Raw genomic sequence first — 12,456 nt, forward strand, 5'->3', positions numbered from 1 at the left:
TTACAGCTTTTCGATTTGGAACTTCACATGAACTTCTGTAAAGTTTATTGAGGTTCGAGGGGGTCAGAGAAACAGACCGCCGTGAATCACACGAAATGCGCCCATAGCTCAGCTGGATAGAGCGTCTGTCTACGGAACAGAAGGTCAGGGGTTCGAATCCCTTTGGGCGCACAGATGAAGACCCGCACCGGTTCGCCGGTGCGGGTCTTTTGCTTTGCCTGGGCGGGCCCAAGTAGCTCGCAGCGGCAGGTGACCCACACGCAGAAACGGCAAGGGCCGCCGTCGTACTTTTCAAAGAAGTACGACGACGGCCCTTGCCGTTATGCGCAGCGGGTCAGTCCCCCACGGCCTCGGTAATACGGCGACGGATGCCATCAAAGTGCCGGTTGAGCAGTTCGGACGCCGAAACCTTGTCCCCGGCCGCGACTGCTGCATAGATGCTGCGGTGCATGGCGGCGGTTTTTGCCAGGTCCTCATTGCCCGGACCGATCTCTACATGAATTTTCCGGTACACCTTCCAGAAAACCCCCATGAGATTGATGAGGAGCTCGTTGTTCAAAGGTTCGAAGAGCCGCCGGTGGAACTCGGCATCGGCTGCGACGAAGTTCTCGCCAGCGGCAGCCAGCTCTTCCATCTGCTTCACGGCTTCTTCAATGGAGGCAAGCTGCTCGGGCGTCATGACATCCATGGACGAGCCTATGAGGCCCGATTCCAACGCTTGGCGGACGTCCACCAGCTGCAACGCCTCAAGTCCCTGGTGGCGCAGGGAAAGGCGCCCGCGGAATGTCAGGCCGTCAGCCAAGGCATCAAAGTTGCTGGGTGCCACGAACATGCCAAAACCATGCCGGATCTCAATGACGCCAAGGGCCTGTAGGACTTTGAGGGATTCGCGGAGCGTATTGCGGCCAACGCCAAGGGCTCCGGAAAGTTCGCTCTCCGTCGGAAGTGGGTCGCCCGCTTCGAGCTCGCGCTCAAGGATCAGTTCCATAATGTCCGACTGCAAGGCACGCAGCCGGGCCTGTGCACTGAACCGCGCCTGCGGAACTACACCGGAAGTTGTCATGGCTTTCTCCTTGCCGATGCACCTGCCCCCGTGCTGGCGTAGGCCAGCTCGGGAAGCATGTGCGGTGTTAATATTGAGGCGAGCTTAGTGCCCACCCAAGAACGGGTGACTCGCAACATACAATATCGGATGTCCCACCTCCGTGATAGCTATGTGCCGTGAAATCCTTGAGATTTCCCTTCCGGACCGGCCGCAGCCGGCGATCCCTCCCGGCGCATGGCCACTCTTTCTCACTTGACGAGCCGCTGTGACCGCGCTTACAGTTTCCATACGAGCATCGGACGTCCTACATCCGATAACCCACGAAACGCGAATGGTGAGGCACCCTATGAGCAAGACGATTCAAAGCCTGCCGCTGGTCAACGACGCCAGCCGCCGGAACTTCCTGAAGCTAAGCGGCGCAGTTGGTGCAGCAGCCGCCTTCACGGCAACCCTCTCCGCGTGCGGCGGCGCTGCCAGCACCACTACGGGTACAACCACCAACACGGCTGCGGTCAACAAGGACCTCATCATCGAGGCCGGCATCTCGTACGCTCTTTCCACGGGTTTTGACCCGCTGAGCTCCTCCGGCGCCACCCCGATGGCCGCCAACCTGCACATCTTCGAAGGCCTCATCGAACTGCACCCCGCCACGCGTCAGCCTTACAACGCCTTGGCGGCCACGGACCCCAAGAAGGTCAACGACACCACCTACCAGGTGACCATCCGCGACGGCGCCAAGTTCCACGACGGCTCCCCGGTAACCACCGAAGACGTTGCCTTCTCCTTCACCCGCGTGATGGACCCAGCGAACAAATCGTTGTTCTCACAGTTCATCCCCTTCATCCAGGACGTCAAGCCGCTGGATGAGAAGACCGTGGAGTTCACGCTCAAGTACGCCTTCCCCGGCTTCGGACCGCGTATCTCTGTGGTCAAGATCGTTCCCAAAGCCCTCGCCACCGACCTCAAGGCGTTCGACGCCGCGCCGGTGGGATCCGGCCCCTACAAGCTGATCTCGGCAGTCAAAGACGACAAGATCGTGTTCGAAGCCTTCGCGGACTACAACGGCCCCAAGCCTGCACTGGCCAAGGGCATGAACTGGCTGCTGCTCTCCGACGCCGCCGCCCGTGTCACGGCCGTGCAGTCCGGACGCGTCCAGGCGATTGAAGATGTTCCTTACCTGGACGTTGACGGTTTGAAGTCCAAGGTCAAGGTGGAGTCAGTCCAGTCCTTCGGCTTGCTTTTCCTCATGTTCAACTGCGCCAAAGCTCCATTCGATAACAAGCTGGTCCGACAAGCCCTGCACTTCGGTTTGGACAAGGAATCCATCATCAAGAAGGCCCTGTTCGGCAACGCCAAGGCCGCCACGTCCTACTTCCAGGAAGGCCACCCGGACTACGTCAAGGCCAAGAACGTCTACGGCTTTGATACTTCCAAGGCTGAGGAACTGCTGAAGCAGGCCGGCGTCACCAACCTCGAGTTCGAGCTCCTCACCACGGACACTGCATGGGTCAAGGACGTTGCACCGCTGATCCTCGAATCCTGGAACAAGATTCCGGGCGTCAAGGTCACCGTGAAGAGCCTCCAGTCCGGTGCCTTGTACAGCGACCGCGTGGGCAAGGGCGACTACTCAGTGGTGGCAGCACCCGGCGATCCGTCCGTCTTCGGCAATGATGCAGATCTCCTCCTGAGCTGGTTCTACTCGGGTGCCACCTGGATGGACAAGCGCGCCTTCTGGACCACCCCGGAACGCACCAAACTGCAGGAACTCATGAACAAGGGCTCCCAGGCATCCGGTGAAGAGGCCAAGAAGATTGTGGGCGAAATCGTGGACATGGTCTCCGATGAAGTTCCCCTGTACCCGGTCTTCCACCGCCAACTGCCCAGTGCTTGGGATGAGAAGAAGCTCAACGGCTTCCAGCCCCTGCCCACCACTGGCCTTTCCTTCGTCGACGTCGGACGAACCGCCTAAGCACCCTTCACGTTGTGGGGCCCGCTCTGCGCCTTAAATCCCCCGAATAGCCCGCAGAGCGGGCCCCACAACCAGCAGCACCCCAACCAAACCGGAGAACACATTGGTCACCATATTGCGTTTGCTAGGCCGCAGACTTGCAGCATTGCCATTGATGATCCTGGGCATCACGTTGCTCGTCTTCCTCGTCCTTCAAGCCGCTCCCGGCGATCAAGCCAGTTCAGCACTTGGCGATGGCGCCAGCGAAGAAGCGAAGCAGCAATACCGCCAGGACAATGGCTTGAACGACTCCCTGGTCCTGCAGTACTTCCGATTCCTCGGCAAGCTCCTGCAGTTGGACCTCGGCGTCACTACCCCACCGGCAAAGTCGGTGGCGTCCATGATCGGCTCGGCCTTCCCGCTGACACTGCAACTGACATTCCTGGGCGTCCTCATCGCGATCGTCCTCTCCCTGGCCTTCGGCATCATGGGCGCCCTGTACCGCGACAAGTGGCAGGACCAGCTGGTCCGCGTCTTCTCGATCGCCGCCATTGCCACGCCGTCGTTCTGGTTGGGCATCCTGCTGATCCAGTGGTTCGCGCTCGGTGAGAACCCGATGTTCCCCTCGGGCGGAATTGCGACGCCGGAATCCGGCTTTGGCGGTTGGCTCAACTCCATGGCCCTTCCGGCACTTGCCCTGGGCATCCCTGTGTCAGCATCGCTGATCCGTGTGGTCCGCACTTCCATGGTGGAGGAGCTTGACCGCGACTACGTCCGCACGGCTATCGGCAACGGCGTCCCTTACCGAGAAGTTGTCTCCAAAAACGTCCTCCGCAACGCGCTCGTCACCCCGGTGACCGTGCTGGGACTTCGCGTGGGCTACTTGCTGGGTGGCGCCGTCGTGATTGAAATGATCTTTGCCTTGCCAGGAATGGGCCAGCTGATCCTCAACGGCATCACCAACCTGGACGTCAACCTGGTCCAGGGCGTGGTTCTCACCATCTCGGTCACTTTTGTTCTGGTGAACATCGTGGTGGACCTTCTCTACCTGCTTATCAACCCCCGAATCAGGACGGTATAGCTCATGCGCAGCAAGCTCGCAGAACGGCTAAGTGCCCCGGGCATTCGTTTCAAGGCCCTGCCCTGGGGCTCCCGCATCGCCCTGCTCTTCCTCATCTTGATTGTGCTGGCGGCCATCTTCGCGCCGGTCATCGCCCCGCACGATCCTCTGGAGACCTTCATTCCCGCCACTCCTCCGGGCGCCGAGCACTTCTTCGGCACCGACCGGCTGGGCCGCGACATTTTCTCCCGCCTGCTTTTTGGCGCGCAGTCATCCCTGATGATCGGCCTCGGCGCAGTTGCCCTGGCCATCCTCGTTGGTGGACTCCTCGGCTCCTTCGCCGCCACGTCCAGCAAGTCCGTGAATGAAATCATCATGCGGCTCATGGACATCCTCATGGCGTTCCCCGGCATCGCGTTGGCGGCAGTGCTGTTGGCGGCGTTCGGCAACTCGGTGCCCACCATCATCATCGCGATCGCCATCATCTACACCCCGCAACTTGCCCGGGTGGTCCGCGCCAACGTCCTGGCCCAGTACGGCGAAGACTACGTCCGTGCCGAGCGAGTGATCGGGGCCGGCCGCTTCTACATCCTGGTCAAGCACATTGTCCGCAACACCGCAGCCCCTGTGCTGGTGTTCGCCACAGTGATGGTGGCCGACGCCATCATCCTCGAAGCCTCACTCTCCTTCCTGGGTGCAGGTGTCCAGGACCCTGCACCTTCATGGGGCAACGTGATTTCCTACGGCCGCAACCTGGTGCTGTCCGGCGGCTGGTGGGCCACCACTTTCGCCGGCCTCACCATCCTCTTGACCGTGCTGTCACTGAACATCCTGGCCGAGGGTCTCACCGACGCCATGGTGAACCCGAAGCTCCGCCGCGCTCCGGCGGTGAAGGACGACGACGGCTCCTCCGCAGCAGTGGCTGTTGACGCCGAGGTGGCAACCTCAGTGGCCCAACCTTCCGTGGTTGAGGAACACGAGCTCGACGGCGTCCGTGCGGCTTCCGCTGACGGCTTCACTTCCGAGGCGGGCGCCTCAGCCGTCCTCACCGATGTGAGACTGGCCGCGAACCCGCACCTTTTGCTGGACCGTGAGTTGGAACTCCTCGCGGCGATCGAAGCGAAGCGCACCGACCGCCTCCCGCAGGTCTCCCCCGGTGCCCGAAACGTGCTCGAAGTGAAGAACCTGTCCATCCGTTTCCCGGGACGCTTCGGCGACACCGCAATTGTGGACAACGTGTCCTTCACGGTCCGCGAGGGCGAAACCATGGGCTTGGTGGGTGAATCCGGTTGCGGTAAGTCCATCACCTCCCTGGCTGTGATGGGCCTCTTGCCCAAGACAGCGCAGGTCACCGGTTCCATCAAGTTCGATGGCAAGGAACTCCTGGACGCCTCCACTAAGCACAGCGACCCCAAGGCCTATGTGGGCCTCCGTGGTGAACAGATCGCCATGGTCTACCAGGACGCGCTGAGCTCGCTGAACCCGTCCATGAAGATCAAGGACCAGATGGAGCAGCTCACCAAGCGCGGCGGCCGCAAGACTCCGGCCGAGCTTCTGGAGATGGTGAAACTGGACCCCGTCCGGACCCTCGCCAGCTACCCGCACGAGCTCTCCGGCGGCCAGCGCCAACGCGTGTTGATTGCCATGGCCCTGTCCCGTTCGCCCAAGATTGTTGTGGCCGACGAGCCCACCACCGCCTTGGATGTCACCGTCCAGAAGCAGGTTGTGGATCTGCTGAACGAGCTGAGGGAACAACTCGGATTTGCCATGGTGTTCGTCAGCCACGACCTCGCCCTGGTAGCTTCCCTGGCACACCGCATCACCGTGATGTACGCGGGCCAGGTGGTGGAATCTGCGCAGGCTTCGGAGCTCCTGCAGAACCCCAAGCACGAGTACACCCGCGGCCTGCTGGGTGCCGTCCTCTCCATTGAAGCGGACGCTGTTCGCCTCCACCAGATCCCCGGCACTGTTCCATCCCCGCGGGACTTCGCCACGGGCGACCGCTTCGCGGCCCGCTCCCTGCGACCCGACGCCGATCCCCACCAGAAACTGGTCCTCACCTCCGTTTCTTCGGTTGACGCGGCCAACGGCGGCGGTGCCGATCACTACTGGGCGAGCCACCTGAAGGAGGATGCGAAATGAGTGGACCAATTCAACAAGAGTCGAAACCGGTCATCGAGCTCAAGGACGTGAAGGTCTACCACCACGCACGGACCGGTGGCCTGTTCCGTCCGAACATCGTCAAGGCCGTGGACGGCGTGGACTTCACCATCAGCCGCGGCGAAACCGTAGGCATTGTTGGTGAGTCCGGCTGCGGCAAGTCCACGCTTGCTTCAGTGCTTGTGGGACTTCAGCCGCCGACGTCGGGCAAGGTGTTGTTCCACGGAAAGCCCGCTATCAAGCGGAACGCGACCATGCGCAAAGAGTTTGGCCGGTCCGTCTCCGTGGTCTTCCAGGACCCTGCAACGGCATTGAACCCGCGCATGACCATCCAGGACATCCTCACAGATCCGCTGCAGATCCACGGGATCGGCAACGCTGCTTCCCGTGCTGCCAAGGTCAAGGAACTGTTGGCGCTGGTTGGCTTGCCGCATTCGGCAGCCGAAGTGACGCCGTCGCAGGTTTCCGGCGGCCAGCGCCAACGCGTGGCGATCGCCCGGGCGCTGGCTTTGGACCCGGACATCATCGTGGCGGACGAGCCGACGTCTGCCTTGGACGTTTCGGTCCGCGCACAAGTCCTGAACCTGTTGTCCGATCTGAAGAAGCAGCTGAACCTGGGCATGGTTTTCATTTCCCACGACATCCAGACCGTCCGCTACGTTTCCGACCGCATCTGCGTCATGTACTTCGGCAAGATCGTGGAGCAAGGCACAGCCAGCCAGGTCTTCGACAACCCAAGCAACGACTACACCAAGAAGCTGCTGGGCGCCGCGCCGAGCCTGCTCCACATCTAGTTTTTCCCTTCACAAGATACAAACAACGGAGAATTCTGTGTCCACTCAGTTCCAGGGCGTCATCCCCCCGGTCATCACCCCCCGCCACACGGACGGCAGCATCGACACCGCGTCGTTGAAGAACGTCACCAAGCACCTGATCGACGGCGGTGTCTCCGGACTTTTCGTCCTGGGCTCCTCCGGCGAAGTTCCGTACCTGACCAATGCCGAACGCGAGCTGGTGGTCTCCACCATCGCCGACGCCAACGCCGGAGCGGTCCCGTTGATCGTGGGCGCCAACGAGCAGACCACCACCCGCGTGATCGAGGAAGCCCGCAAGGTGGTTGACCTGGGTGCCGACGCGATCGTGGTCACCTCCATGTACTACGCGATCGGCAACGCAGCGGAGACGGAGACCCACTTCCGCGACATCCACGCCGCCATCCAGAAGCCGATCTTCGCCTACGACGTCCCCGTCCGTACGCACTTCAAGCTGCCCACGGATTTGCTGGTCCGCCTTGGACGCGACGGCGTGATCGCCGGCGTCAAGGACTCCTCCGGTGATGACGTCTCCTTCCGCCAACTGCTCCTTGCAGCCAAGGACATCCCCAACTTCGACATCTTCACAGGTCACGAAGTGGTGGTGGACGGTGCCCTTCTGGGCGGTGCACAGGGAGTTGTTCCGGGCCTTGGCAACGTTGATCCGGCCGGCTACCGCCGCCTCTTCGACGCCGCGCAGGCCGGCGACTGGGCTCTTGCAGCAAGGGAGCAGGACCGCTTGGCCGACGTCTTCGAGATCGTCTACACCCCCAACGGACGTGTCTCCGGTGGCGCTGCCGGCCTGGGTGCGTTCAAGACCGCCCTGCAGGTGATGGGCGTCATCGAGTCCAACACCATGAGCTCGCCCATGCTGTCTTTGAATGAATCCGAGACGGCTGCGATCCGCTCGATCCTGGAACGCAACGGGCTGGTCTAAATTTCGATGCCAGCTTCCCTGACCCAAGCCGCCCACGCGATCGGCGTTGACCTCGGCGGCACCAAGACCGCCGCCGGGGTTGTTACCCCTTCCGGCGACGTGTTGATGTCGGAGACCATTCCGACCATGAACCGGGCCGGTGGCGAAGCGATCCTCGACGCCACCGCAGCGCTGATCACGGGCTTGGTGGAGCGCGCTGCCGACGCCGGACTTTCAGTTTCCGGCGTCGGTGTCGGCTCCGCGGGGGTTATTGACGCTGTTGCCGGGTCGGTGCTGTCTGCGACTGATGCGATTCATGGTTGGGCGGGGACTTCTCTTGTTTCCGGGTTGTGTTCCCGTCTGTCACTTCATCCTTCGGCCGTGCAGGCCGTCAACGATGTCCACGCCCACGCCCTTGGCGAGGCTTGGCTGGGCGCGGCCGCCGGCTCGTCAAGTTCTCTCATGGTTGCGTTCGGAACGGGCGTGGGCGGCAGTTTTGTGTTGAACGGCGCTCCTGTCTTGGGGCACCGCTTTGTGGGCGGGCATGTGGGGCATTTTGCTTCGCCCTACGCCGCGTTTGATGGGGCTCCCTTGGCGTGCGTATGCGGTGGATCAGGGCACGTCGAGGCCATCGCTTCCGGGCCGGCACTCTATGAGGCTTTTTTGCGGTTTGGCGGCTCTTCTGCCCATGCAGCTGACACGCGGGGCGTGTTTGCACTGGCCGCTGCTGAGGCGCTCGACGGCGGTGCTGGGCTCGACGGCGGTGCTGTCGCAGGTTCGGCTGATAACCGCGCCGCAGCCCTATGTGCCATAGACGTATGCGCAGCTGCGGCCGGTCAAGCCGTGGGCGGACTCATCAACATTCTTGACCCTGAAACCGTCGTGATTTCCGGTGGTCTGGCCGACGCCGGCGAGCTCTGGTGGAAGCCCATGGAGTTTGCCTTGCGTCAGGAACTGCTGGCTCCCTTGGTTTCCGTGCCCGTTGTTCGGGCACGCCTCGGCAACACCGCTGCCATTGTTGGCGCCGCAAAACTCGTCCTTAAGTAGTCCGTAAGTATAGGGAGACATCATGATTCTCACCCCCGAAGGCCTTGAGGCCCTCCGCTCGCAGTTGATCGTCTCCTGCCAGGCGTACCCCGGGGAGCCCATGCGTGATCCCAGGACCACCGCACAAGTGGCCGCGTCAGCGGTCATCGGCGGGGCTGCGGCGATCCGCGTCCAAGGGTTGGCCGACGTGCAGTTCGCTCGCACCGCCGTCGAGGTCCCTGTCATTGGCCTCTGGAAGGACGGGCACCACGGTGTCTTCATCACCCCCACGCTGCGTCACGCCCTTGCTGTGGCGAATGCCGGTGCTCATGTTGTGGCGATTGATGGAACGCGGCGGGAACGTCCGGATGGCTTGTCCTTGTCTGCCACGGTGACGGGCATCCACGCCGACTCACATGCGCTGGTGATGGCCGATTGTGGTTCGTTTGATGACGCCGTTGCAGCCGTGGAGGCAGGGGCGGACCTGATCGGCACCACGTTGTCCGGCTATTCAGGCGAGCGCGCCAAGACTGATGGTCCTGACTTGGAGCTGTTGGCCCAGATCGCTTCCGCTGAGTTGGGTAAGCCGCTCATTGCGGAAGGCCGTATCCATACCCCTGCCCACGCCCGGCAAGCCCTCGACGCCGGCGCGTTCGCTGTGGTTGTTGGTACGGCGATCACCCACCCGGCCAGCATCACGGGCTGGTTCAAGGGCGCGATGCACGCGTAACCCCTCGCGTTGCGGGGCCCACTCTGCGCCCCAAAACCCACACCAAGCCCGCAAAGCAGGCCCCACAACACACCACCCCTCGCGTTGCGGGGCCTACTCTGCGCCCCAAAACCCACTCCAACCCCGCAAAGCAGGCCTCACAACACACCACCCCTCGCGTTGCGGGGCCTACTCTGCGCCCCAAAACCCACTCCAACCCCGCAAAGCAGGCCTCACAACCCTGGTGAAACGCTCGCCACTGGCCTCTCCTGCGCACGGGAGTACTGGGACCACCCGCCCACGAACAGCTTGCCCCGGCCCATTCCCAGTTGCTCCATCATCAGCAGGTTGTGGCAGGCCGTCACTCCGGAACCGCAGTAGGAAAGGGCGTTCCCTGCCGACAGGACGCCGGCGCGCTCGAAGTTCGCGCGAATCTCGAGCTCGGGCAGCAGTTGTCCCGACGAATCGAGGTTTCCGCGGCACGGGACGTTCACTGCGCCGGGTATGTGTCCAGGGCGAGGGTCCACGGGATCTTGGAGTCCGTCGAAACGGTCGCGATTCCGCGCGTCGATCACGGTGTGTTCGCCGTCGGATACCTCGGAAATGTCGGAGAGCAGGTGCTCGGGCCAAGTTCGAACCGAGAAATCTCCCGTCCGCGGCGCAAGCACCTCGGTGCTGAGTTCGCCCGGATAAGCGCCCAGGCCGCCGTTGAGGATCGCGGCGTTGTGCCCCGTGGATCGGAGCATCCACACGAGCCTGGCGGCGATGACTCCCCCGGCGTCGTCGTAGGCAATTACTGTGTCAGCGTCGCTGATGCCGGCTTCCCGCATGCCTTGGGCAAAGACCTCGGGATCAGGCAACGGGTTTCTGCCGACCTCCGGGGACGCAGGGCCGGATAGCCACTGATCCAGGTCGATGAAGACGGCCCCGGGAAGGTGTCCGTTCAGATATGCGTCCCGCCCCGAAGAGCCGTCGAGGTACCACCGGGAATCCGCGAGAACGAATTTTCCCGGGTTGTCCTCGCACCAGCTCCAGTCGACAAAAGGCTTTGATTCTTCTCCCATGCCATGCAGCCTATCCGCCGGTTCCGTATTTTGAGATCCGAATCCCATTATTTGGACTGCCTACACCTTGTGGGGCCTACTCTGCGCCCCAAAACCCACTCCAACCCCGCAGAGCAGGCCCCACAACACAACACCCTCGCGTTGCGGGGCCCGCTCTGCGCCCCAAAACCCACTCCAACCCCGCAGGGCGGGCCCCACAACGCTCAGGGAGCGGTTGTAGGCTTTCCCCATGACTGCCGAGAGCTCCCGGGAATTCGATGTAATCGTGATCGGCGCGGGCGCCGTTGGAGAAAACGTAGCGGACCGGGTGGTTCGTGGCGGCCTGACGGCGGTGATCATCGAAAGCGAGCTGGTGGGCGGCGAGTGCTCTTACTGGGCGTGCATCCCTTCAAAGGCGCTCCTCCGTCCGGGGAATGTGCTCCACGCCGCCCAAGTCATACCCGGGGCCAAGGAAGCGATCACTGGAACCGTGGACGCCGAGGCTGCCCTCAAGCACCGGGATTGGTTCACGAATAATTGGCAGGACGGCAGCCAGGTCGAATGGCTGGACAGTGCCGGCATTGAGTTGATCCGCGGCCGGGGCCGCATCACGGGACCCCGCGAGGTCCAGGTGGATGGGCTCGATGGCAACAACTACTCACTCAAAGCCCACCACGCCGTGGTGATCGCGACAGGTTCAACTCCCACCATTCCGGATATTGACGGCCTCAGCGACGTTCCCTTCTGGACAACCCGCGGCGCCACCGCAGCAAAGGAAATCCCCAAGCGTTTTGCGGTGCTCGGCGGAGGCGTGGCAGGGGTGGAAATGGCGCAGGCGTTCGCCCGCCTCGGCTCGGACGTCACGTTGATTGCCCGCGGACGCCTGCTGAGCAGCTACCCGGAGGAAGCTGCCGATCTGGTGTTGGCGGGGCTTCGCGCCGACGGCGTGACTGTCCACGTCCACACTGACGTACAAAAGACGGAGAAGAACGACGACGGCTCGGTGACGGTCACTTTTGACGGCAAGTCACTGGTGGCCGATCAACTCCTGGTCGCCTCGGGACGTCACCCCGCTTTGGCCAACCTTGGCTTGGAAAATGTGGGCGTGGAAGCGCCGGACGGCAAACGCCTGCGCCTCACCACCGACGCCAGCGGTTTGGTGGAGGGTCCTGCCAGTGATGGCACCAGCGGATTGTGGCTCTACGCGGCCGGGGACGCAGCCGGCAAGGTGCTGTTGACCCACCAGGGCAAATACGAGGCCCGGGCTACCGGCGACGCAATCGCAGCAAGGGCCAGCGGAAAGCTCAAAGGCGCGCCCCAGCCGTGGAGTGCTTGGGCCCATACCGCCAACGATCACGCTGTCCCGAGCGTCGTGTTCACCGATCCCGAAGTGGCGTCAGTGGGCCTGAGCCTTGAACAGGCACTCCTGCAGGGCAAGAACGTCACGGGCGTGGAATTGCCCATCAACGTCTCAGGTTCCCAACTCCACTCCCCTGATTACAAAGGCTGGGCGCAGATGGTGGTGGATGAGGACCGCAACGTCATCCTGGGAGCCACTTTCGTAGGTGCAGGTGTGGCCGAACTCCTACACTCAGCAACGATCGCCATAGTGGGCGAGGTTCCCTTGGACAGGCTCTGGCATGCCGTTCCGTCCTATCCAACCATCAGCGAGGTATGGCTGCGACTTCTGGAACAGTACGGACTCTAAATCTCTATTTGAACTGACTGGTCAGTTTA

At 62.5% G+C, this 12,456-nt stretch carries 10 protein-coding genes and 1 tRNA gene; 9 read left to right on the plus strand and 2 right to left on the minus strand.

The features are described 5' to 3' along the window. Positions 1–97: 97 nt before the first annotated feature. A tRNA-Arg gene (locus tag BACI9J_RS17340) sits at positions 98–171 on the plus strand. A 163-nt stretch (positions 172–334) separates the two neighbouring features. Here BACI9J_RS17340 and BACI9J_RS17345 read toward each other — a convergent pair. Then, positions 335–1,063 carry a FadR/GntR family transcriptional regulator gene (locus BACI9J_RS17345; RefSeq protein WP_159735460.1) on the minus strand — a complete coding sequence of 243 codons (729 nt, stop codon included), beginning with the start codon at positions 1,061–1,063 and terminating at the stop codon, positions 335–337. 313 nt (positions 1,064–1,376) lie between these two features. Here BACI9J_RS17345 and BACI9J_RS17350 point away from each other — a divergent pair, with 313 nt between their 5' ends. The 7 genes from BACI9J_RS17350 to BACI9J_RS17380 all read left to right on the plus strand — a co-directional run bounded on the left by BACI9J_RS17350 (position 1,377) and on the right by BACI9J_RS17380 (position 9,697). Next, positions 1,377–3,014, plus strand: coding sequence for an ABC transporter substrate-binding protein (locus BACI9J_RS17350; protein ID WP_159735461.1), 1,638 nt, complete (start codon positions 1,377–1,379; stop codon positions 3,012–3,014). A 103-nt stretch (positions 3,015–3,117) separates the two neighbouring features. Continuing rightward, positions 3,118–4,074 (plus strand): ABC transporter permease, encoded by a 957-nt coding sequence (locus tag BACI9J_RS17355; RefSeq protein ID WP_268891978.1) that lies wholly within the window; start codon positions 3,118–3,120, stop codon positions 4,072–4,074. A gap of 3 nt (positions 4,075–4,077) precedes the next feature. Continuing rightward, positions 4,078–6,195 (plus strand): dipeptide/oligopeptide/nickel ABC transporter permease/ATP-binding protein, encoded by a 2,118-nt coding sequence (locus BACI9J_RS17360; RefSeq protein WP_159735462.1) that lies wholly within the window; start codon positions 4,078–4,080, stop codon positions 6,193–6,195. Beyond that, positions 6,192–7,007, plus strand: coding sequence for an ABC transporter ATP-binding protein (locus BACI9J_RS17365; protein WP_159735463.1), 816 nt, complete (start codon positions 6,192–6,194; stop codon positions 7,005–7,007). Before BACI9J_RS17360 ends, BACI9J_RS17365 begins: the two co-directional genes overlap by 4 nt. 37 nt (positions 7,008–7,044) lie before the next feature. Further along, entirely contained in the window at positions 7,045–7,962 is a 918-nt protein-coding gene (locus BACI9J_RS17370) for a dihydrodipicolinate synthase family protein (RefSeq protein ID WP_159735464.1), read from the plus strand. A 6-nt stretch (positions 7,963–7,968) separates the two neighbouring features. Then, on the plus strand, positions 7,969–8,988 hold the full coding sequence (locus BACI9J_RS17375) for an ROK family protein (protein ID WP_159735465.1): 1,020 nt from the start codon (positions 7,969–7,971) through the stop codon (positions 8,986–8,988). Between the two features lie 22 nt (positions 8,989–9,010). Next, a complete protein-coding gene (locus BACI9J_RS17380) occupies positions 9,011–9,697 on the plus strand; it encodes an N-acetylmannosamine-6-phosphate 2-epimerase (protein WP_159735466.1) in 687 nt (228 codons plus the stop codon). Positions 9,698–9,909: 212 nt separating this feature from the next. Here the strand turns inward: BACI9J_RS17380 and BACI9J_RS17385 are convergent, their stop codons facing one another. Beyond that, on the minus strand, positions 9,910–10,740 hold the full coding sequence (locus tag BACI9J_RS17385; protein WP_159735467.1) for a sulfurtransferase: 831 nt from the start codon (positions 10,738–10,740) through the stop codon (positions 9,910–9,912). 229 nt (positions 10,741–10,969) lie between these two features. On the opposite strand from BACI9J_RS17385, the gene BACI9J_RS17390 reads away from it, so the two are divergent. Further along, the gene (locus BACI9J_RS17390) at positions 10,970–12,427 is read left to right on the plus strand and encodes a dihydrolipoyl dehydrogenase family protein (protein ID WP_159735468.1); all 1,458 of its coding nucleotides are present in this window, start codon (positions 10,970–10,972) and stop codon (positions 12,425–12,427) included. The last annotated feature ends 29 nt before the right edge of the window (positions 12,428–12,456 follow it).

The organism is Arthrobacter sp. 9V (genome assembly GCF_902506065.1).
Classification (GTDB): Bacteria; Actinomycetota; Actinomycetes; order Actinomycetales; family Micrococcaceae; genus Arthrobacter.

Excerpts from the sequence above, each read along its gene's own strand:
- BACI9J_RS17390 (WP_159735468.1), top strand. The coding sequence starts at position 10,970 with ATGACTGCCGAGAGCTCCCGGGAATTCGATGTAATCGTGATCGGCGCG.
- BACI9J_RS17380 (WP_159735466.1), top strand. The coding sequence starts at position 9,011 with ATGATTCTCACCCCCGAAGGCCTTGAGGCCCTCCGCTCGCAGTTGATC.
- BACI9J_RS17365 (WP_159735463.1), top strand. The coding sequence starts at position 6,192 with ATGAGTGGACCAATTCAACAAGAGTCGAAACCGGTCATCGAGCTCAAG.
- BACI9J_RS17360 (WP_159735462.1), top strand. The coding sequence starts at position 4,078 with ATGCGCAGCAAGCTCGCAGAACGGCTAAGTGCCCCGGGCATTCGTTTC.
- BACI9J_RS17350 (WP_159735461.1), top strand. The coding sequence starts at position 1,377 with ATGGTGAGGCACCCTATGAGCAAGACGATTCAAAGCCTGCCGCTGGTC.
- BACI9J_RS17375 (WP_159735465.1), top strand. The coding sequence starts at position 7,969 with ATGCCAGCTTCCCTGACCCAAGCCGCCCACGCGATCGGCGTTGACCTC.
- BACI9J_RS17345 (WP_159735460.1), bottom strand. The coding sequence starts at position 1,063 with ATGACAACTTCCGGTGTAGTTCCGCAGGCGCGGTTCAGTGCACAGGCC.
- BACI9J_RS17385 (WP_159735467.1), bottom strand. The coding sequence starts at position 10,740 with ATGGGAGAAGAATCAAAGCCTTTTGTCGACTGGAGCTGGTGCGAGGAC.